The sequence below is a fragment of the Paenibacillus sp. Y930 genome (genome assembly GCF_056786375.1).
This window is the reverse complement of the sequence record NZ_JBXCIX010000012.1, coordinates 1-21,622: the sequence shown is the minus strand read 5'-3', so window position 1 is coordinate 21,622 and position 21,622 is coordinate 1. Positions and strand designations below refer to the sequence as shown.

The 21,622-nt window shown below is 40.4% G+C and carries 20 protein-coding genes and 7 tRNA genes; 1 reads left to right on the top strand and 26 read right to left on the bottom strand.

Going from position 1 to position 21,622, the window contains the following annotated elements; genetic code table 11:
• Positions 1-95: 95 nt before the first annotated feature.
• The 19 genes from whiA to AC1TO5_RS20185 form a co-directional block, all read right to left on the bottom strand.
• Positions 96-1,037 (bottom strand): DNA-binding protein WhiA, encoded by a 942-nt coding sequence (whiA, locus tag AC1TO5_RS20275; protein WP_482064657.1) that lies wholly within the window; start codon positions 1,035-1,037, stop codon positions 96-98.
• Positions 1,038-1,043: 6 nt separating this feature from the next.
• Positions 1,044-2,021: a gluconeogenesis factor YvcK family protein gene (locus AC1TO5_RS20270; RefSeq protein WP_482064656.1), complete on the bottom strand. Its 978-nt coding sequence runs from the start codon at positions 2,019-2,021 to the stop codon at positions 1,044-1,046.
• A 21-nt stretch (positions 2,022-2,042) separates the two neighbouring features.
• Entirely contained in the window at positions 2,043-2,912 is an 870-nt protein-coding gene (gene rapZ / locus AC1TO5_RS20265; RefSeq protein WP_482064655.1) for an RNase adapter RapZ, read from the bottom strand.
• A 31-nt stretch (positions 2,913-2,943) separates the two neighbouring features.
• Entirely contained in the window at positions 2,944-3,894 is a 951-nt protein-coding gene (locus AC1TO5_RS20260; protein ID WP_482064654.1) for an ROK family glucokinase, read from the bottom strand.
• A gap of 203 nt (positions 3,895-4,097) precedes the next feature.
• Positions 4,098-5,840: a tetratricopeptide repeat protein gene (locus tag AC1TO5_RS20255; RefSeq protein WP_482064653.1), complete on the bottom strand. Its 1,743-nt coding sequence runs from the start codon at positions 5,838-5,840 to the stop codon at positions 4,098-4,100.
• Between the two features lie 138 nt (positions 5,841-5,978).
• Positions 5,979-6,929 (bottom strand): ribose-phosphate diphosphokinase, encoded by a 951-nt coding sequence (locus AC1TO5_RS20250; RefSeq protein ID WP_482064652.1) that lies wholly within the window; start codon positions 6,927-6,929, stop codon positions 5,979-5,981.
• Positions 6,930-7,056: 127 nt separating this feature from the next.
• Positions 7,057-7,722 carry a bifunctional phosphoribosyl-AMP cyclohydrolase/phosphoribosyl-ATP diphosphatase HisIE gene (gene hisIE, locus AC1TO5_RS20245; protein WP_482064651.1) on the bottom strand — a complete coding sequence of 222 codons (666 nt, stop codon included), beginning with the start codon at positions 7,720-7,722 and terminating at the stop codon, positions 7,057-7,059.
• The gene (gene hisF / locus AC1TO5_RS20240) at positions 7,719-8,477 is read right to left on the bottom strand and encodes an imidazole glycerol phosphate synthase subunit HisF (RefSeq protein ID WP_482064650.1); all 759 of its coding nucleotides are present in this window, start codon (positions 8,475-8,477) and stop codon (positions 7,719-7,721) included. Before hisF ends, hisIE begins: the two co-directional genes overlap by 4 nt.
• 335 nt (positions 8,478-8,812) lie before the next feature.
• A complete protein-coding gene (gene hisH, locus AC1TO5_RS20235; RefSeq protein WP_482064649.1) occupies positions 8,813-9,433 on the bottom strand; it encodes an imidazole glycerol phosphate synthase subunit HisH in 621 nt (206 codons plus the stop codon).
• Positions 9,434-9,784: 351 nt separating this feature from the next.
• Complete coding sequence (hisB, locus tag AC1TO5_RS20230; protein ID WP_482064648.1) at positions 9,785-10,384, bottom strand: imidazoleglycerol-phosphate dehydratase HisB; 600 nt, start codon at positions 10,382-10,384, stop codon at positions 9,785-9,787.
• A 114-nt stretch (positions 10,385-10,498) separates the two neighbouring features.
• Complete coding sequence (gene hisD / locus AC1TO5_RS20225) at positions 10,499-11,785, bottom strand: histidinol dehydrogenase (RefSeq protein ID WP_482064678.1); 1,287 nt, start codon at positions 11,783-11,785, stop codon at positions 10,499-10,501.
• 119 nt (positions 11,786-11,904) lie between these two features.
• Positions 11,905-12,549 (bottom strand): ATP phosphoribosyltransferase, encoded by a 645-nt coding sequence (gene hisG, locus AC1TO5_RS20220; protein WP_482064647.1) that lies wholly within the window; start codon positions 12,547-12,549, stop codon positions 11,905-11,907.
• Positions 12,549-13,751: an ATP phosphoribosyltransferase regulatory subunit gene (locus tag AC1TO5_RS20215; protein WP_482064646.1), complete on the bottom strand. Its 1,203-nt coding sequence runs from the start codon at positions 13,749-13,751 to the stop codon at positions 12,549-12,551. Before AC1TO5_RS20215 ends, hisG begins: the two co-directional genes overlap by 1 nt.
• A gap of 169 nt (positions 13,752-13,920) precedes the next feature.
• Positions 13,921-14,412 (bottom strand): acyltransferase, encoded by a 492-nt coding sequence (locus AC1TO5_RS20210; RefSeq protein WP_482064645.1) that lies wholly within the window; start codon positions 14,410-14,412, stop codon positions 13,921-13,923.
• 1 nt (position 14,413) lies between these two features.
• A complete protein-coding gene (gene ppaX / locus AC1TO5_RS20205; protein ID WP_482064644.1) occupies positions 14,414-15,067 on the bottom strand; it encodes a pyrophosphatase PpaX in 654 nt (217 codons plus the stop codon).
• Between the two features lie 35 nt (positions 15,068-15,102).
• Positions 15,103-16,212 (bottom strand): prolipoprotein diacylglyceryl transferase, encoded by a 1,110-nt coding sequence (gene lgt, locus AC1TO5_RS20200; protein WP_482064677.1) that lies wholly within the window; start codon positions 16,210-16,212, stop codon positions 15,103-15,105.
• 73 nt (positions 16,213-16,285) lie between these two features.
• Positions 16,286-17,224, bottom strand: coding sequence for an HPr(Ser) kinase/phosphatase (gene hprK / locus AC1TO5_RS20195; RefSeq protein WP_482064643.1), 939 nt, complete (start codon positions 17,222-17,224; stop codon positions 16,286-16,288).
• Between the two features lie 167 nt (positions 17,225-17,391).
• A complete protein-coding gene (locus tag AC1TO5_RS20190) occupies positions 17,392-18,513 on the bottom strand; it encodes an ABC transporter ATP-binding protein (protein ID WP_482064642.1) in 1,122 nt (373 codons plus the stop codon).
• A gap of 88 nt (positions 18,514-18,601) precedes the next feature.
• Positions 18,602-19,723 (bottom strand): PucR family transcriptional regulator, encoded by a 1,122-nt coding sequence (locus tag AC1TO5_RS20185; protein ID WP_482064641.1) that lies wholly within the window; start codon positions 19,721-19,723, stop codon positions 18,602-18,604.
• A 398-nt stretch (positions 19,724-20,121) separates the two neighbouring features.
• On the opposite strand from AC1TO5_RS20185, the gene ssuE reads away from it, so the two are divergent.
• Positions 20,122-20,661: an NADPH-dependent FMN reductase gene (ssuE, locus tag AC1TO5_RS20180; protein WP_482064640.1), complete on the top strand. Its 540-nt coding sequence runs from the start codon at positions 20,122-20,124 to the stop codon at positions 20,659-20,661.
• Positions 20,662-20,806: 145 nt separating this feature from the next.
• Here the strand turns inward: ssuE and AC1TO5_RS20175 are convergent.
• From AC1TO5_RS20175 to AC1TO5_RS20145, 7 genes are all read right to left on the bottom strand, one after another.
• A tRNA-Lys gene (locus AC1TO5_RS20175) sits at positions 20,807-20,882 on the bottom strand.
• A gap of 15 nt (positions 20,883-20,897) precedes the next feature.
• A tRNA-Tyr gene (locus AC1TO5_RS20170) sits at positions 20,898-20,982 on the bottom strand.
• 13 nt (positions 20,983-20,995) lie between these two features.
• A tRNA-Phe gene (locus tag AC1TO5_RS20165) sits at positions 20,996-21,071 on the bottom strand.
• Positions 21,072-21,090: 19 nt separating this feature from the next.
• Positions 21,091-21,167, bottom strand: a tRNA-Asp gene (locus tag AC1TO5_RS20160).
• Between the two features lie 27 nt (positions 21,168-21,194).
• Positions 21,195-21,270: transfer RNA gene (locus AC1TO5_RS20155), tRNA-Met, on the bottom strand.
• Positions 21,271-21,290: 20 nt separating this feature from the next.
• Positions 21,291-21,366: transfer RNA gene (locus AC1TO5_RS20150), tRNA-Val, on the bottom strand.
• Positions 21,367-21,371: 5 nt separating this feature from the next.
• Positions 21,372-21,448: transfer RNA gene (locus AC1TO5_RS20145), tRNA-Met, on the bottom strand.
• Positions 21,449-21,622 lie beyond the last annotated feature (174 nt).

Genomic DNA, 21,622 nt, shown 5'->3' with positions numbered 1-21,622 from the left:
AAACATACCCCCTATATAATTGAATCACTAATTCATTCACAATCGTTCATAATTAAAGCTTTACAAATTATTATACCATTTTCGCACTGTTTCTACTAGGATAAAGTTGAACCATTTCGTATTTTATCAGCAAGTTCGTCTATTTTGCGTAAACGATGATTAACACCCGACTTACTTACTTTCACTTTAAGCATCTCTCCAACTTCCGTTAAGTTCAAATCAGGATGCTGTAAGCGTACTTCAGCTACCTCACGAATTTTATCAGGTAAGTTTTCAAGACCAAATTCTCTTTCAAGAAGCTTTATATTATCGATTTGTCTTACCGCAGCACCAATCGTTTTATTCAAGTTAGCAGTTTCACAATTGACGATTCGATTCACTGAGTTACGCATATCACGCATAATCCTTACGTCCTCAAATTTGAATAAGGCTTGATGCGCACCGATTATGTTAAGCAACTCAATAATTTTCTCGCCCTCTTTGATGTAAAAAATAAACCCCTTTTTGCGTTCAATGCACCTGGCATTCAAATAAAATTTATTAGCAAGATCGACTAATGACTTACAATGTGCTTCATACATCGATGATATCTCTAGATGATAGGAAGATCCTTCTGGATTATTAACTGAACCACCGGCTAGAAAAGCTCCTCGTAAATAAGAACGCTTGCAGCAATTCTTCTTAATAATATCTTTATCTATCTCTGAGGTAAACATAAATCCTTCAGACACAATTTTCAACTCACTCAATATTTCTTGCACTCGCTCAGGCATCCGAACAATATAAACATTATTCTTTTTCAAGCGCATTTTTTTACGAACAAGCAATTCGACGTGTACTTCAAAGTGCTTCTTCACGAGTGTATATATTCTACGAGCAATCGCAGCGTTTTCCGTTGAAATATCTAATACGACCTTGCGGCTCGATAAACTGACAGATCCGTTCATGCGCATAAGAGCTGCTAATTCTGCTCTTTCGCAACAGTTATCTGTCTGAATCATCGTTAATTCCTTCTTGGTCTGTGCCGCAAAAGACATTTCATCTCACCTCTTTCTAAGCATCCAGTTCTCAACTAGTTTGTAAATATGATGGCTTAATCGCTCCGCATCATGTCTTAAAAACGTACGGAATAATACGAGTTGATCCGCAATAACATGATAACCTCGCTTTGTTACTTCATCAATGTCTAGTTGCACTGCTTTTGCACCTATCTCCGCGTATTTACTTTCTACGTGAGGAGGTATTTCACCATTATTTACAATAACATAATCGAACAAATGATGACCAATATGATCGTAGATCGCATCTAGATGATCACTAACAGAATAGTTATCAGTTTCACCTGGCTGTGTCATAACGTTACAAACGAATAATTTTACTGCTGCTGATTCTACAATAGCTTGCGCTAGCTTAGGAACCATTAGATTCGGCATGATGCTAGTGTAAAGACTTCCTGGACCGATAAGAATCGCATCCGCCTGTTTGATTGCTTCAACAGCATCTGGCAGTGGCTCGACATCCTGCGGTTCTAGAAAGACACGCTTAATCGCTCCACCAGCTTTTGGAATCATCGATTCACCAGTAATAATCGTTCCATCTTCCATCTCAGCCTTCAATACAATTGCACCATTGGCAGCAGGCAATACCGTTCCTCTTACAGCTAGAACTTTACTAAGCTGCTTCACGCCCGTTACAAAATCACCAGAAATATCCGTCATCGCTGCTAACATTAGATTACCCAAGCTATGGCCCGCTAATCCTGTCCCTGATGTAAAGCGATATTGTAATACGTCCGTTAGTAATGGCTCCGCATCTGCCAACGCCGATAACACATTTCGAATATCTCCAGGTGGAGGGATATGTAGTTCATTCCGTAGAATACCAGAGCTACCACCATCATCAGCAACGGTAACGATCGCTGTAATATCTAAAGGCTTTTCTTTCAGCCCTCTTAACATAACCGATAAGCCAGTTCCTCCACCAATTACAACTATTTTAGGGCGTCCGACATCCTTCTGCACGATAAGCATGCCCTCCTCTCATTACTGCCTGTCGCGCTCTGAATCACGATGACTAACTCGAATCTGTTCTGAATCTTTAAGTTTCAAAGCCGTACCTAAGTACTCAGAGATAGCTACTGAGCGATGCTTTCCACCCGTGCACCCTATTCCGATTACGATCTGACTTTTTCCTTCATCATCATATTGAGGAATAAGATATTCTAACATATCTACTAATTTCCCCAAAAACTTTTGCGTTTCTGGCCATTTCATAACGTATTCGAATACATCAGGATGTTTGCCAGTGTTAGGACGAAGCTCATCAATATAATGTGGATTCGGCAAAAAACGTACATCAAATACGAGATCTGCATCCAGTGGTATACCGTATTTGAATCCAAAAGAAGTAATATTTACCGTTAAAGATTTGGATTGCATCTGACCAAAATGATTAATAATACGTTCCTTCAGCATGGCCGGCTTCAGATCGCTAGTATTAATAACTAATGAAGCTTTTCCTTTCAAATCCTCTAACAATGTTCGTTCTGCGCGTATACCTTCTAATGGCATACTATGCTGAGACATGGGATGTCTACGTCTACTTTCCTTATAACGCTGAATAAGTGTTTCGTCCTTCGCATCTAGAAATAAAATTTCAGAATTAATTGTATGATGCTCACTTATATAATCAAGCGATTCAGATAGAGATGTAAAAAATTCTCGACCACGCAAATCGATAACTAAAGCTACCTTGCCGATTTTTCCATTGGACTGCTCGATCAATTCAGCAAATTTTGGAATAAGCACTGGTGGTAAATTGTCTACGCAGAAAAAGCCTAGATCCTCTAAGCTTTGAACCGCAATTGTTTTTCCTGCACCAGACATCCCAGTAATAATAACAAGTTGTGACAAAGTCGTTGTCGCTCCCACCTAGCAACACCTACTATCCTCTTAGAATTAGACCAGCCGCGCCAACTACACCAGCGTTATTTCCTAGCACCGCAGGTACAATCTTAACACTGGTTTTCGAAGCTTCTTGCGTATATTTTTCAAATACTTCTTTAATCTGATCAAATAAGAAATCACCAGCTTTAGCAACGCCACCACCGATAATGTAATATTCTGGATTCAAAATAACGGACATCATTGCCATAGAACGACCAAGGTAATAAGCTGCGCGCGCAACGATTCGTGTCGCTACTTCATCGCCTGCTTTCGCTGCATCAAGAACGTCTTTAGCCATAATTTCTTCAACATCTACTAGAGAAGTACGATCCCCGCGTGCAACGGCTTCCTTAGCCATACGAATAATACCTGTAGCAGAAGAAACGGTTTCGAGGCAACCCATTTTACTGCAGCCACATTGAATTGCTTCAAGATCCGGTACGATGGCCATATGACCGATCTCGCCGGCAACGCTTTGGAACCCTTCCACAATTTTACCGTCAATAATAATTCCACCACCAACGCCAGTACCAAGTGTATACATTACGCAATTGGCAATACCACGTCCCGCTCCAGCCCAAGCTTCTCCTAGCGCTGCAACGTTTGCATCATTGTTTACTCTTATTATTGTATTAAGCTCTTTCTCCAAAAAGCCTTTAAGATCAACATTATTTAGATTTAAATTCGGTGATTGCTTTATTATTCCATTAGGGATATCTAAGAAGCCTGCGATACCAATACCAACACCGCTGACTTGCTCCCATTCATAATCAGATTGTTCAACAATTAATTGGACGTACTGTGCAATATTATGAAGAATAGCATCTGATCCTTTGTTAACCTCTGTTGGTCCTTCATATGTTTGTAATAATGTACCTTCTGAATTACAAATTCCTAGCTTTACAGTTGTACCGCCAACGTCAACACCAACATAAATTTTTTCAGACATGACAAAGTCACCTCGTTCATAATATAAAGTTCCATTTCAACTATAAGCGTTGTAAACGCAATGGTCAAGCATCGTAAATTACCATCTAACATTACCATATTATAAACAGTAAAAGACTATTGCCTATGGATTTTCTCACATAGCATAGTCTTTTCAGCCGCTCGAATACTACTAGATTAAGGTTGCTGCTTGTTGCACTTCTTTCATGTCATCATCCAAGAATATGTCATTGATTTCATCTTTCTCTTCACTTCACATATTTCATCAATTTGTTTGACACGCTTGCTAACTGTAGAAATACTCGTGCCATAACGAAGGGCAACATCATGATACGTAACCGATCGTTTGTACATTTTTGCAGTTAAATACTCTATCGCTGCAGCCCAAGCTTCAATTTTATTCAACTTCGGTGCAGTTCTGGAGCTTTTACTTAAGAAGTTAATCCACAACGTAATCATATCATGCTGCTCTATTACATTAAAATACTTTGCCGTTTTGGTGATGGCAAGTTGAGCAACTTCTTCCCAGTTCAGATCAGCATATATTAGCTCCGGAGATGGCATAGCAGGTACGCGCTCAGCTTCAACATTTATTTTTTGTCCACTAATCATCACGTGGAATGCTTCATTCACACCCATCGAACGAAGAACAAACATTGCAATTTGTTTCAAATAATCATCTTCATCCGGTAACAATAGAAACTGCCTCATCACTATAGCTACTTGTTCATCTGCATAAGACTCCATTGCTTGAATACTTTTCAGCTTCGCAGCATAATTGCCATGTTGTAGTGCCCAATAGAAAAATGCTTTCAATAATTGTGGTTCAATAGCTACTCCACGTTCAGAGGCTTGATGCTCCCATGCCGCCATTTGCTCTTCTACTGAATGATAAAAACTATAGGTAAGAGACGATTTCAATGGTTCATGCTTAATAATATTCAATAATTCCAAAAAATATTGCGGAATGGAGGAATGTTCATCCATCGCCTTATACATTTCCCAATATTTTTTGGCTACATCATACTTTGCAATATTACAAGCCGCTATAGCTGCAAAATGATAGACACAAGTATCTTTCTTCGCTTCGCCTTCTCTAATTAGCCGAGAAAAGTGACGAAGTGCAATCCGATGCTCCTTCAATATGCCCATTGTAGTAGCCATCTTGAACGTATGCTCTTGATAAAAGGGATCAATATTTTTCAACGTTTGCAGTAAAGCATGCAGTGCGCTTGTTTCACCTTCGTAATGATAGAACAATGCCAGATTGCAAAGTGCATGCAAGTTGCCAGGCTCCTCGATCAGAACTTCTTCAATCGCTTGTTTCCCTTCCGCTTTGAAGCCAACATAATAATACGCTAACGCCAAATTATTACGTGCAGCAAGGAAATCGGGATTTTCTTTCGTTATCGTCTGAAGTAATTGGATAGCGTCAGCATACTGCCCCTTCTCAAGCAACTCACGCGCGTGAATATGTTCATAGACGCCTGCCCTTGCTTTTACTTTCGTTATTGAAGTCGGTCGTTCAAGCTCTAGCTCAAGATATTCAATCATCTCTTCAGCTTCCTCTAAATATTGACCTTCCTCGTCTTTTTGCAAATATTGAATAAGCTCTCGTTCAGCATCTTCAAAAAACTCCATATTCGCAAAATTATTCGCCATGTAGAAATGACATTCCGTCATACTCGGATCTATTTCATCAATTACTTTTTGTAAAATGTGATTGGATTCACCATATTTACCTATTTCCGATAATACACCGGCTATGTTGCAATAGTTAATAGGATTGCTTGGCTCATAATCGACGGCTCTTTGAAAATATTTGAGTGCCTTGTCATAGTGAAATCTATCCAAGGAGCGCAGTGCTCGCTCATAGAAAAAGTTAGCATCCATTTGTATCGATATAATGTTACGATTTTCTCCTACTACCTTTTTGTTTCTATTCATCAACAAGGCACCTCCTTCTTCTGTAGTGATTCGATTATAACATAGTCGCTCTTGAAAACTACAATTGGAAAACAAAAACCGCGGATGACTAGTCGTCCGCGGTTTATATGTTTAACTCATTTTTTTGAAACGCTGCTACTAGACACCATTATTTTTGAATAGTGTACTAATTGATCCACCATCCAAAATAATTTTCGTAGCTTCCGCTAATAGTGGTGCCACTGTCAGAATCTTGAAGCGATCTGGCGTATTTTCTGGTAAAGCAATAGTATCGGTTACGATCACTTCTTTGATACTAGGGTGATCTAATCTCGTAATCGCATTACCTGAGAATAACGGGTGGGTCGCACATACATACACATCTTCAGCGCCGTGTTCCTTCAAGCTTTCCACAACATTAACAATCGTACTACCAGTATCAATCATATCTTCAATAATGATTGGCGTCTGACCTGCAACATCACCAATAACATGAGTAATCGATGATTCATTGTGTGCCGTACGCTTTTTAATCATAATAGCAAATGATGTATCCAAATAGTTCGCTAGCTTTTCTGCTGTAGATGCACGACCAGCATCTGGTGAAACCACAACCGGGTTCTTAATATTCTTAGATTGTAGATAAGAACTAATAAGATCTAATGCCGTCAAGTGGTCAACTGGAATATTGAAGAAACCTTGAATTGCCGGTGCATGTAAATCGATTGTCACTACACGTGTAGCTCCTACAGTCGTTAATACATCAGCTAACATTTTAGCTGAGATTGGTTCGCGTGGAGCTGCTTTTCTCTCCTGACGAGCATAGCCATAGTACGGCATAATAATATTAATCGTACGCGCTGAAGCACGCTTCGCAGCATCGATCATAACTAGCAATTCTATGAAGTGCTCGTTGATCGGATGAGAAAAAGATTGTACTAGGAACACATCACAATTCCGAATCGTCTCTTCATAGTGGACATAAATCTCACCACTCTTAAAGCGGGAAAGTTTGATAGCCCCTAACGGTACACCAAGTTGTTCACTAATCTTTTGAGCTAGAGCGGGATTGGATGAACCCGAAAATATACGCACCTTGTCGCTTAACATGATACCCTCCTGAGCGTTTCAACCATATAAATTAAATGTAAACATGAGCTTACTTCTTGTCTTATTATACATTGATTTGTCAATAATTCAAAAAGAGATTAATACTTTTTTTCGACAATAATAAAAACTATCGCATTTTATTCGTTGTTTGCTTGCCTTCACGCGATTTTAGCTCGCTCATAATATCATCCCAAGATAGCCCACGCTCGCGCATTAACACGGAAAGATGGTATATAAGATCGGTCGCTTCTGAGCGTAATTCATCATTATCATCATTTTTCGTAGCGATAATAACTTCCGCACTTTCTTCGCCAATTTTCTTCAAAATTTTGTCGACACCTTTGTCGAATAAATAAGTCGTATACGTTCCTGCTGGACGCTCGGCATGTCGCTGTGCAATAGTTTGCTCAAGCTGAGTCAGCATACTGAAACGGTCTTGCTCGACTAGTGCATGTTGTGCGCTTAGCTGATCAGCAATTTCAAGCTCATTTGTAAAGCAGCTATAGCTACCTGTATGACAGGCAGGACCCGACTGGATCACCTTAACAAGCAATGTGTCACCATCGCAATCATAAGACATACTAACAATACGTTGCTTATGACCGCTAGTTGCGCCTTTATTCCATAGTTCATTACGAGAACGGCTCCAGAACCAAGTGTAGCCTGACTCCTGAGACAACGATAATGATTGTTCATTCATATAAGCAAGCATAAGCACTTCTTTACTTTGCGCATCCTGGACAACTGTGGGTACTAACCCGTTACTATCCCATTTAATATCGTTCAAACTCATCGTACCTCTACTCCTTTTGAACGCAGATCTTCCTTCACTTCAGCTATGGTCATTTCCTTGTAGTGGAATATTGTCGCTGCAAGCCCGGCATCTGCATTAGCTTCTTTGAATACTTCAGCAAAGTGCTCAACCTTACCCGCTCCACCTGAAGCGATAACAGGAATGCCTACCGCAGCTGCAACAGCTTTTGTTAAGCCAATATCAAAGCCATCCTTCGTACCATCTGCATCCATACTTGTTAGCAATATTTCACCTGCTCCAAGTTCTTCAACCTTGCGAGCCCATTCAACAGCATGCATACCGGTCGGCTTGCGACCGCCATGTGTATATACTTCCCAGTCCTGCCATTCTTTATTATAACGAGCATCAATGGCAACAACGATACATTGCGCTCCAAATCGGCGTGACCCTTCCGTAATCAGTTCAGGTGTAAGCACAGCCGCCGTATTAATCCCGATCTTATCTGCCCCGGCGCGCAATATACGTGTCATATCATCAACACTTGATATCCCGCCACCAACTGTAAATGGAATTGTAATTTCCCCTGCCGTACGACGAACGACTTCAATCATCGTTGCACGTCCTTCTACCGAAGCTGAAATATCAAGAAATACTAGCTCATCAGCCCCCTCTTGATCGTACGTTGCAGCAAGTTCAACAGGATCTCCAGCATCACGCAAATTAACGAAATTAACTCCCTTTACAACACGACCATCCTTAACATCGAGACATGGAATGATTCTCTTAGCCAGCATCGTTATCCCTCCTAAAACTTTTCAGTTACTTCTCGATCCACTTCTCGTAATCAAAAGTTACATCGGAAGCATGTGACTTACTTTTTGTGAATCTATATAAACTGCATCCTGCGAACAAAAAGTTACTTCGTAAGCATACGCTTTACTTTTTGTGAAGTTTTTTGAGCTTCCTTTTACAATGAAGGTTCAAAAAGTGGGCTTTCAGAACCGAGAAGATGGAGATAATTTTAGGAAGGAGGACGCTCCAGTGTACGTTATTGGTACACGAGTCCCGGACTTCCCAAATTAGCTTCATATTCGATGTCGAGTAAGCTACGTCAGCATACCCATCGTTATCAAAGTCCACTTTTTGAACATCCCGATAAAGTTAAGAAATTTTGTAATAACTGCATGCCCAGCTCACCACTTTTTTCGGGGTGAAATTGCATACCGTATATATTGTTTTTGCCGACGATCGCCGTTACCGGTCCGTAATAATCTCCAATCGCTAGCAAATTGTCTTTATTCGCCGGTAGCACATGATACGAATGAACGAAATATACATGCCCTTCCGTTAAGTTATGAAACAATGGGGATTGCTGCAAAAACTGTAACATATTCCAGCCCATATGGGGAATTTTGAAATCCCCCTTAAAGCGAATAACTTCACCTTGCAGCAGGCCAAGACCTGGATGTATACCATATTCCTCGCTCTGCTCAAATAACAATTGCATCCCTAGACAGATACCAAGCAAAGGCTTACCCGTTGCAGCAAACTGCTTTGTTACCTCAGCAAGTCCAGTCTCACGCAAATGCTGCATAGCATCACCATAGGCGCCAACTCCTGGCAATATAACAGCATCTGCAGACATAATCGCGTTAGCATCCCCTGTTACTACCGTTTCATAGCCCAGACGCTCAACTGCCTTACTTACAGAATGTAAATTACCCATCCCATAGTCAATAATTGCGATCATCGTTAAATCCCACTTTCTATATAGGTAGAGCGTGTTCGCTCCATATTCGTCGCCAAATCATCTACGCAGTATTACATCGTGATCACAGTCAGATGGTTCGAGCTTCCTCTAATAAAGAAAATTTTTTCCTTATTCTCATTCTTCAGCCCCTACAATAGGCTTCCAATGAAGGTTCAAAAAGTGGGCTTTCAGAACCGAGCAGGTGAAACGCTACTTGAGAAAGGCGGAAGCGCAAATGTACGTTATTGGTACATGCGAACCGTACTTTCCAAGTAGCGCTTCAGATGCGATGTCGAATATGCTACGTCAGCATACCCATCGTTATCAAAGTCCATTTTTTGAACTTCCTTATTAAAGGATGCCTTTTGTGGAAGGAACTCCCTTTACCCTCGGATCAATACTAGTCGCTTCGTCCAATGCTCTTCCTAATGCTTTGAATATAGCTTCAATCATATGATGTGTATTAGAACCATAATGTACGATAACATGCAATGTAATCCGTGATTCTAGCGCGAATTTCCATAGAAACTCATGAACCAGATCAACCGCAAAGCTTCCTACTTGGGCAGCTGGATACTGGGCACGATATTCAAAGTGTGGGCGATTACTAATATCAACAATAACTTGCGCTAACGCTTCGTCCATTGGAACAAAGACACTTGCACAGCGCTTAATACCGGATTTGTCCCCTAGCGATTGCAGCAATGCTTGACCAAGCACAATGCCGATATCTTCAACTGTATGGTGATCGTCTATTTCAATATCACCCCTTGCATCAACATTCAAATTGAAATGACCATGCTTCGTAAATGCATCGAGCATATGATTAAGGAATGGAACATCCGTCTGAATGGTTGATTCTCCTTGACCATCAACATTAAAGGCTAACTTAATATCTGTTTCTTTCGTTGTGCGAACAATAGAAGCTTCGCGAGTAGATTGTGCTGTCATCTATAATCATCCTCTTTCTATTATATGTTTGCTTTCAAGTAGGTTTATCCGTTCAATCCAAGTTAAGCTAGCTTACAGACGCTTTATATAGGCATCTACAAGCTAGCAAATAGGTTATTGTCTTTCTTTATTCAAACGCATTTCGATCGCGCGAGCATGTCCTTCTAGCCCCTCATGACGAGCAAGCGTCATGATTTTGTCTCCATTGCTCATTAACGCTTGTTTGCTATAGTAGATTAAGCTTGATTTCTTCAAGAAGTCGTCTACATTAACAGGAGATGAGAAACGTGCCGTTCCATTCGTTGGAATAATATGATTCGGTCCTGCGAAGTAATCTCCCACAGGCTCTGAACTGTACGGTCCAAGGAAGATCGCTCCTGCATTTTCAATAGACGCTAACAAGCTCATCGGATCTTCCGTAATAATTTCAAGATGCTCCGGAGCAAGCTGATTCACTACTTTAATACCTTCTTCAATGCTTTCTGTTAGTAACACAGCTCCATATTGATCAATGGAAGCTCGAGCAATATCATGACGCGGCAATGTCGCAAGCTGACGTTCCACCTCTTCAATAACCGCCTCAGCAAGCGCAACAGATGGCGTAACTAGAATAGCAGAAGCCATCTCATCATGCTCAGCCTGTGAAAGTAGATCTGCAGCAATATATTGAACATCAGCCGTATCATCAGCTAATACAACAATTTCACTAGGTCCTGCAATGCTATCAATGTCGACAACACCAAATACAGCACGTTTAGCTAGTGCAACATAAATATTACCTGGACCGCATATTTTATCAACTGGAGTAATACTTTCTGTTCCATAAGCTAATGCCGCTATCGCTTGCGCACCACCAACGCGATATAGTTCCTTTACACCCGCTTCCGCTGCCGCTACAAGGATATAAGGATCAATACCTTCCTTGCCGCCAGTTGACGGTGGAGTGACCATTACGATTTCAGGAACGCCAGCTACTTGCGCCGGAATGACATTCATCAATACAGATGAAGGATATGCTGCTTTACCACCTGGTACATAGACCCCTACCCGCTTCAGCGGTCGCATAATTTGCCCTAACATCGTACCGTCTGGTGACAGATCTATCCAAGAATTACGCAGTTGCTTTTCATGGAATTTCCGGATATTGTGAGCTGCTTCACGTATCGCAATAAGAAAATCATCTTCGACATGAGCATAGGCAGCTTGAATTTCTTCATCGGTAACTCTTAGCTGCTGTGCTGTTAGTTTCACATGATCGAATTGCTCTGTATATTGTAATAGTGCTTCATCACCACTGGTTTTAATGCCCGCTACAATTTGCTCTACCGCCGCATTTTGCTCTGGTGTGCCATATTCAACTTCTCGCTTTAAGCCAAATTGTTCAGGCTTTAATAATCGCATACTCATGTCATCATGCTTCCTTTCCACTCACAGTTAGTCTTATTATTATGTAGATACACTAACTGTAATGATACTATATATCACTTATTGATCATACTCTTTGCCTGCAAAATGATGAGTTAACCTCGTGCTGCTAACGTCTCTTGTAACAAATCACATAAGCTTTGAATACGTTCATTTTTCATTCTATAGCTTACACGATTGGCAATCAATCTACTTGTAATTTCGAAAATCTCTGTTTGCTCCACTAAACCATTCTCTTTCAACGTTTGGCCTGTTTCGACCATGTCAACGATGCGATCAGCAAGACCGATCATTGGAGCTAGCTCGATAGAGCCATTTAATTTAATAACTTCTACTTGCTGACCTAGCTCACGGAAATAGGCAGAAGCAACATTAGGATATTTCGTCGCCACTCGAGGATGAAACGTTTGCTTCCAATCTGGCAGAGCAATAACACTCATACGGCATTTCGCAATACCTAGATCGAGCAGCTCGTATACATCTCTATTTTCTTCCATCAATACATCTTTTCCGACAATTCCGATATCTGTTACTCCATATTCAACATAAGTCGGAACATCAACAGGCTTCGCCATAATGAATTCCATCTTCGCTTCGGGAAGTTCAATAATTAATTTACGAGTATCATCATATTCGGTCGGAATTGGTATCCCTGCATCGCGAAATAATTTGGATGCTTGCTTATAGATACGTCCTTTAGGCATGGCAACTCTTAGCACGTTTTCATGATTTCCGTTCATTACGCTTTCTCTCCTTCGCCCATATATGTCTTCACCGTAGTGTACGTTACGCCTTGGTATGACATCTCGCCGTCTAACGCAAATCCTGCTGGTAGCTCAGACACTTTACTAGTAATGACATACATTCCTTCACTTCTTAATGCTTGAGCCTGCTGCAGCGCTTCTAAGCGACCTTGCTCATCATATATAATTAACGTCTTGTCTGTTTGTTCCTCTTGTTCATTACCTAGTAATTCCAGTATTCGTGTTGTTTTCAAAGCAAATCCCGTTGCTGGAGCCGGTCTACCGAATTGCGATAACAAATTATCGTAGCGTCCGCCACTTACTACCGGGAATCCTAGATCTGCTGCATAGCCTTCAAATGTCATACCTGTATAATAGGAGAAGTCACCAATCATCGTCAGGTCAATGAGAACATGCTCACACACTCCATACGCTTCAAGCACTGCCCAAATCGCACATAGATGTTGAATAGCTTCTCTTGCTGTCTCATTACTACTTACCGTTAATGCATGTTCACAAATTTCTTCCCCACCACGTAAGCGCAGAAGGTCTGACAGCTCCTTGCGAACGGAATCCGTTAATTGTAGCCCATTAAGCTGATCTCTATAACCAACATAATCTCTACTTAACAACTTTTCCTTCAACGAAGCTTGATCCTCTAGACGATCCTTCAATGCCTCTTCAAGTAATCCGTTCAAGAAACCAACATGGCCAATCGCAATTTTGAACTTTTTCACACCTGCTGCTTTCAATGAAGCAATCGCTAATGCAACAACCTCAGCATCAGCCTCAGGCGAAGAATCTCCAACAAGCTCTACACCTGTCTGGAAAAATTCAGCTTCGCGACCCGCTTCTTCTTCAATCGTACGAAACACATTGGCATGATACGATAAGCGTAGTGGAAATTGCTGATCTTTCAGTAAAGAAGATACAACCCTTGCAATAGGTGCCGTCATATCAGAGCGCAACACAAGCGTCGTACCGCGATTATTCAACAACTTAAATAGCTTCTCATCTGATGTTGAGCTTGCGACACCGACCGTATCGTAAAACTCCATCGTAGGGGTAATAATTTGCTCGTAGCCCCATCCTTCCATGCAATTCAATACTTTATGTTCAACTGCACGAAGTTTTTTCACAACACTCGGCAAATAATCCTTTAAACCAATTGGTTTTTCAAATACTTTAGGCTTAGACATATCCGTTCTCCTCAGTTCTTTATCATATTAAAGCGTTGCTATATTACCATGCTAATAAATTAAAGGTTTTTGCTATTTTAGCATGTAATAATAAGTAAAGTCAAGTGCATACAAATATACCCTTATCGCTACATCTGATGGTCAGATATTTGCAATAAGGGCATATCATTTACTCGTTCCTCTGCTTTGCTATTACGGTCATCGGATTACCACCTACAAAGCTATTGGGTGCTACGTCTTTATGTACAAGCGAGCCAGCAGCAACTACAGCATGATCGCCGATTGTAACACCCGGTAGTATCGTACAATTCGCACCAATCATCACATTAGCTCCAATATGCACTTCACCAAGGCGGTACTCTTTAATAAGGTATTCATGCGTCAAGATCGTCGTATTGTATCCAATAATGCTATTGTTACCAACGGTAATCTTTTCAGGGAAAAACACATCCACCATTACCATTAACGCAAATGCAGTATGTTTCCCGACCTTCATACCTAATATGCGCCGATAGATCCAATTTTTCAGCGGAAGATAAGGGCAGTATCGCGCAAGTTGAATAGCTATAAAGTTACGAATAGATTTCCAATAACTCACTGTAGAATAGACCTGCCACAATGCATTAGGTCCTTCTACTGGATACCGAGTAATTTTCCGCAAATTAGTTAATCTCCAATCCTACTATCGCATAAAGATCGCGCATATCATGAATGACATATGTCGCTCCTGCTTCTTTCAACACCTGCTCGCCCTTCATAGACCAAGCTACAGCTACAGTATCTACTCCAGCATTAATGCCTGATAATATATCTACCGTACTATCACCGACCATCAATGCTTTTTCCGGACCTACGCCCAGTAATGCTAATGCCTTCTCAACAGGCTCAGCATGAGGCTTAGCATTGACTACATCATCGATCGTAACGACTGCGCCCATATATTTGGCGATATCAACAAAGGCTAATCCACGATCCGTTGTTAAACGCATCTTCGTAGTTACTACACCTATCTTCACACCAGCAGTCTGTAGACGTTCCAGCACTTCTATTACATAATCAAAAGCCTTTACATACTCATCATGTAGACGCAAGTTAACTTCACGATAAGCCACAACAAGATGCTCGACGTCATCTAATCCTGAAAAACGTTTCATCTGATCTACTAACGGTGCTCCCATTGACGGAATAATATGATCCCGATTAAAATCGTCAGCCACCGTACCTTGTAGCGCTTCAATAAATGATCTAATAATTAATTCATTTGTATCTAGTATTGTGCCATCCAAATCAAATAGCACCGTATCGTATGCTCTCATTTTATGCCATCCTTTAATCGTATCATTTGTGTTAATTATTCTCCGCCACCACTATCTCCGCCCGATGAATCAGCTTGACTAACTCCATCAGAATGATGGTCTGCCTTCGAATCTGAACCTTGGTTATCAGTTTTCTTGGTTGAATCCGTTTTAGAATCAACTATAGCAGTTGAACTATCAGCTTTTTTCTTTGGGGATTTCTTTGTATCGCTATTTGTATTTGCTACTTGATCCACTCCTACAACAGCAGCTACCTTAGTACAAATAAGGGGATCATTGTAGTACGTAATTGATTTAATATTAAGACGACGCACAACAACGAAAATAATTGCTCCTAGAACAAGCAGCAATGCTACTAACTGCGAACTACGAATATTTCCGTAAGACGGTGACATATACCCTTGCTGGAATACAACTTCCATCGGTGTCCATAAGCCATTAATTAGATTAGCTAACCATGTTGGACCAACAAAGCCAAGACTATCAGTACGAAGCGCCTCTATGAAGAAACGACCGATAGAATACCAACCAATATACGTAGCAATTAATTCACCTTCACGCAAGAATTTGCGACGACGGATGACAAACAATATCGCTAGTCCCACTAAACTCCATAACGATTCATACAAAAACGTTGGATGAACAAATATCCCTTCCTTAACAATATACATCTGTTCAACTATAAAGCCCGGAATATGTAATGTATCTCTTAAAAATGATTCCTCTACTGGACCACCATAAGCCTCTTGGTTAACAAAGTTACCCCAACGTCCAATCATTTGACCAATTAATAGGCCTGGTGCGCAAATGTCCGCAATTCTCCAGAAACTATATCCTCTTGCTTTGCTGAAGAAGTATCCACATATAAGCGCCCCTGCTATTGCGCCATAGATCGCAATGCCGCCTTCCCATATTTTGAATACATCCATTAAATTATCTTTATAATGATCCCACTGGAAAGCTACGTAATAAATCCGTGCAGCAATAATTGCAGTAGGGGCTCCTATTAATAATAAATCCATAAAAAATTCAGACTTGATACTAAAACGTTTACCTTCTTGAATAGCTAATAGCAGACCTGCTACAGCACCTAATGCAAGAATGACACCATACCAACGAATGATTAACGGACCGATTTCTAGCATAACCGGATTAAGCACTAACTCCAACTACATTCACCCTTTCTATTCACCGTCTTGCTGTAACATAACTTCTTAATCAATCGTAATCTTCCATATCATCGGCAATCGTTTCCGTTAGCTTATTCGTAAATTGCAGGGCAGCATTGTAGCCCATACGTTTCAAGCGGAAATTCATAGCTGCTACTTCAATAATGACAGCAAGGTTACGTCCAGGTCTTACAGGTATTGTTACAAGTGGAACATGCGTCTCAATGATTTGTGTTTTTTCCTCATCAAGTCCCAAACGATCATACTGTTTATCCTGTTGCCAATTTTCCAGACGAATAACTAGTCCGATTCGTTTCTGTGTACGAACAGCACCCGCACCAAACAAAGTCATTACATTGATAATACCTAGTCCACGAATTTCCAGTAAATGACGAATAAGTTCAGGCGCTGTACCCGTTAGCTTACCATCTGAAGTTTGTCTAATTTCTACCGCATCATCAGCAATTAATCGATGTCCGCGCTTCACTAATTCTAGTGCAGTTTCACTTTTACCGATACCACTACCGCCAGTAATTAGCATACCTACACCATACACATCGACTAGTACACCATGAATGGTGGCAGTTGGTGCTAATTTATTTTCAAGAAAATCTGTAATGCGACTAGATAGAATCGTTGTTGCAATATTACTGCGTAGTACAGGGATTTGAGTTTCATTAGAAAATTCAATAAGCTCAGCTGGTGCTTCCAAGCCGCGAGAAATAAGAATACATGGTGTTTCTTCCAAACAAATTTTGCGCATACGTTCGCGTCTTTCTTCACTCGGAAGCATACTAATAAATGAAATCTCTGTACGACCTAATATTTGAATGCGCTCGATTGGGTGATAGTGAAAATAGCCAGCCATTTCTAAGCCAGGTCTATACAAATCATCTACGGTAATTAATCGTTTTAATCCATCTTCCCCCGATAGAACTTCCAGTTGGAAATGTCTAACAAGTTCAGCTACCTTTACTTTCTTCGGCATACTTATTTCCTCCTCCAATGACAATCCATAAACCATCATATATCATGTCTCAATGGTATAGCAAAAAGAGCCTAAACGCAATGTTAGGGCTCTTTACAATGGATAAAATATCCCAATAATAAATAAAACCCCACTGCAATAGTTTGCAGTGAGGCCTTAATAACAATTTAGCTTTCGAAAATGTTAAGTTCTGTTTCTTTATCGAACATATGAACTTTGTTCATGTCGATTGCAAGTTTAACTGTAGCGCCATCACGTAGAGTAGAACGACCATCTACACGAGCGATTACAGAATCAGTGCCGATACCGTTAAGGTATAGATACATTTCATGACCAAGGTTTTCAGCAACTTCGATGTTAGCTGAAACGATAGTTTTTGGTGAAGCTTCTAAGAATACAGGCTCTTCATGAAGATCCTCAGGACGAATACCTAGAACAACTTCTTTACCAATAAATCCTTTAGAACGAAGTGTAGCTGCTTTACCTTCTGGAACAACTACGTCTACACCACTAGCTTTGAACTTAACTTCGCCAGATTGCTCTGTAATTGAACCAGTGATGAAGTTCATAGACGGAGATCCGATGAAACCAGCAACAAAGATATTAACTGGGCTGTTGTATAGTTCTTCAGGAGAAGCTGTTTGTTGAATGAAACCATCTTTCATTACAACGATACGATCACCCATTGTCATTGCTTCGATTTGGTCATGCGTTACATAAATTGTTGTAGTCTCTAGACGTTTAGTCAATTTAGAGATTTCCGCACGCATTTGTCCACGAAGTTTTGCATCCAAGTTAGAAAGCGGCTCATCCATAAGGAATACTTGAGGCTCACGAACGATCGCACGACCAAGTGCAACACGTTGACGTTGACCACCAGAAAGAGCTTTAGGCTTACGTTCCAACAAATGTGTAATATCTAGAATTGCAGCTGCTTCACGAACACGTTTGTCGATATCAGCTTTTTTGAATTTACGAAGCTTCAAACCAAAAGCCATGTTTTGGTATACGTTCATATGTGGATACAAAGCGTAAGATTGGAATACCATCGCAATGTCACGATCTTTTGGAGCTACATCGTTTACCAAACGGTCGCCGATGAATAGTTTACCTTCAGAAATTTCTTCAAGACCAGCGATCATACGAAGAGTTGTAGATTTACCACAACCAGACGGACCAACTAGCACCAAAAATTCTTTGTCTTTAATATCAAGACTAACATCAGTTACAGAAGCTTTGTCGCTTCCTGGGTATTTTTTATAAAGTCCTTCTAAACGTACGCCTGCCATGTGTATTTCCCCCTAAAGTGAAATTTTCTTATGTCCTTATCTTATCCTAAGTACGGTTAGTTGACTATGCACATACTTTACAAAAAAATTAATGTGTTTTCGTAACTTTGTACAATAGTAAAATAATCTTCACTAATACGGCATCGCGGAACAATCTTACATCAAGTCCTGTCTCCTGCTTCAACTTATCTAAACGGTATAATAGTGTATTTCGATGAATATATAATTTCTTGGCTGTCTCGCTAACATTACAATCCAAGCTGAAAAATGTTTCTAAAGTAGCTAGCATTTCTGTTTCTACAAAAAGATCTGCACGTTTCAATGATTGCTCTAAATACTTCTGACGATGCACTTCGGGTATCGCATGCAGCAATACTTCTAATTGAAGCAACCATGGCAAATGTATATTGGTTCCAACATGAAATTTGCGTCCAATATGAATACTTTCTCTTAATTGCCCGATTGTTTCAACGATCGATTTAGCTGGTACGATCGGATAGGTTATGGCGATCTGACTTTCACCAATCCATTCACTAGCTAGCATATCATGTAAACCATGCGCAATATTAGATAAACTATCTTCCAGCGTCTCCTCATCTATATGATCAGAATCTGAGGAATCATCATCTCTTAGCAATGAAGTCGGTCCCCATATTAACCACTCATCATTCGGCAGTGGAATAAGCAGAACATCTTCAGATAGAAAAGAGCGAAGGAGCTTGTCCAGCTCTGGGTAGCTACTATGGGATTGTATAGAGCTATCAGCAATTAATAGAATAGGAACCATTTCGTGATACAAGGAGCTTGACATAATAAGATGCTCAGGTATATTCGACCTCGTTGCATGAGCATCCATTTGACTTTGAAGCCATTCGCCTAATTTCGTTGCCTGCTTCTCAATCATCGTCATTCCTGCATATTGGTTATCAAGCGTAACACTTGTTCTATTCAATAAAAGTATTGCAATAAGCTGCATTTCTGTTGTACTCAAAGTTTTCTGCTGAAACTCAATGACCTCACAATACTCTGCAAATAAATCCATAACTAACCAACAATCATAATTTCCTTCTATATACTGTCCCTTTTCTATAGTAGCATTCTCGTACGAAGGTCCCATAAAAAGGGCAATATCCTCCAAACTTCTATTGCTGCGTATAACAGAACAATTCAATATTTGTTCTAATTGTTTGGTCATATCTATAACGCCCATACTAGACACTCTCCCATTGCTGCAGTTTCCGTCATTGTACCATATTAATTAGTGCCGGATACAAAAAAGCTCTGTTCTTGTTTCTTGACCCTTATCGCTAGTTCATGATACGCTTGATAACAGTTTATACACTTATAGATGAAGTTCAAAACTAACATGCACTTATATTGATCTAATTATATAGTTCTACGCTTCCGAAGCTACTTTTATTAACAGGAAGCTCATTATTCAGATTATAATAAGTTTTAGGTCTACGCTTTCGAAGCTACTTTTTATTAACAAGAAGCTTATTATTTAGATTATAAAAAGTTTTAGGTCTACGCTTTCGAAGCTACTTTTTATTAACAAGAAGCTTATTATTTAGATTATAAAAAGTTTTAGGAGGATACTGTAAAATCATGTGTAAAGTTGTTATTTTATCAGGTAGTCCGAACGCTAGCTCGCGCCTTAACGGTATGACTAACTATATTCGTCAAGCATTAACCGAAGCTGGATTTCAAACTGCTGCTGTTAATGTTGTAGATCTTCCCCCGGAGGATCTAGTATATACACGCTTTATGAGTCCACATATTATCGCTGCAAATGAGCTAATTGAACAGGCAGATGCTGTTATTATTGCAAGCCCAGTATACAAAGCTTCATTTACTGGTGTATTAAAAGCATATATTGATTTACTGCCGCAAAAAGGATTCGAAGGAAAAATTATTACACCTGTCTTTATCGCAGGATCAATGTCACATCTACTCGCTATCGATTATTCCTTGAAACCTGTGCTTGCTTCTATGGGTGCACGACAATATACGAAGAGCATGTATGCTACAGATTCAGCCGTTACTCGTGAGCAGCTTGAAACTGGTGAATATGTATTTACATTAGATGCAGACACAGAACTTCGACTTTCAGAAATCGTTCAAGAGCTTAAGAAATACTTACAGTAATATACAAAAAGGGGAGGTCGCTTAGTCATTGTGAGAATGACCAGGCGACCTCCCCTTTTAAGAGATATTTCAAAAGTAGAATTATAAGATAAATACATTTTAAAATCAAAAAAAGAGAGGTTTCCCTCTCTGTTCGATTAATAACTGGTGAGCCATGAAGGACTCGAACCTTCGACACCCTGATTAAAAGTCAGGTGCTCTACCAACTGAGCTAATGGCTCCTATTAAAATAGAAGTGGTGGAGGATGATGGATTCGAACCACCGAACTCGAAGAGAGCAGATTTACAGTCTGCCGTGTTTAGCCACTTCACTAATCCTCCACGGTTGTAAAAATGGTGGCTCGGAACGGAATCGAACCGCCGACACAAGGATTTTCAGTCCTTTGCTCTACCGACTGAGCTACCGAGCCAAACATAATAGAAATTAAATGGCGGAGCTGACGAGATTCGAACTCGCGATCTCCTGCGTGACAGGCAGGCATGTTGGGCCACTACACCACAGCTCCGTATTATTGAAAAGTTTCCATAAAAATTGGTTGCGGGGACAGGACTTGAACCTGTGACCTTCGGGTTATGAGCCCGACGAGCTGCCAACTGCTCCACCCCGCGCTAATGTTTTGAAATTTTTATGGTGGAGGATGACGGGTTCGAACCGCCGACCCTCTGCTTGTAAGGCAGATGCTCTCCCAGCTGAGCTAATCCTCCATTTGTGGTAGCGGCGAAGGGGATCGAACCCCCGACCTCACGGGTATGAACCGTACGCTCTAGCCAGCTGAGCTACACCGCCACATTTGAGACTTGTCCATCTTACTGGATTGAGATGAACTTGTCAACTATACTTTTCGGTAAAATTATAGTTGAAATACAAGGGTTTGCGCCCTCAAAACTGGATGTGAAAGGTAAAACTCCAAAGTGAATCATTTGAATCTATGCTTCCGATGTATTTTTCTATCTTCGCTTG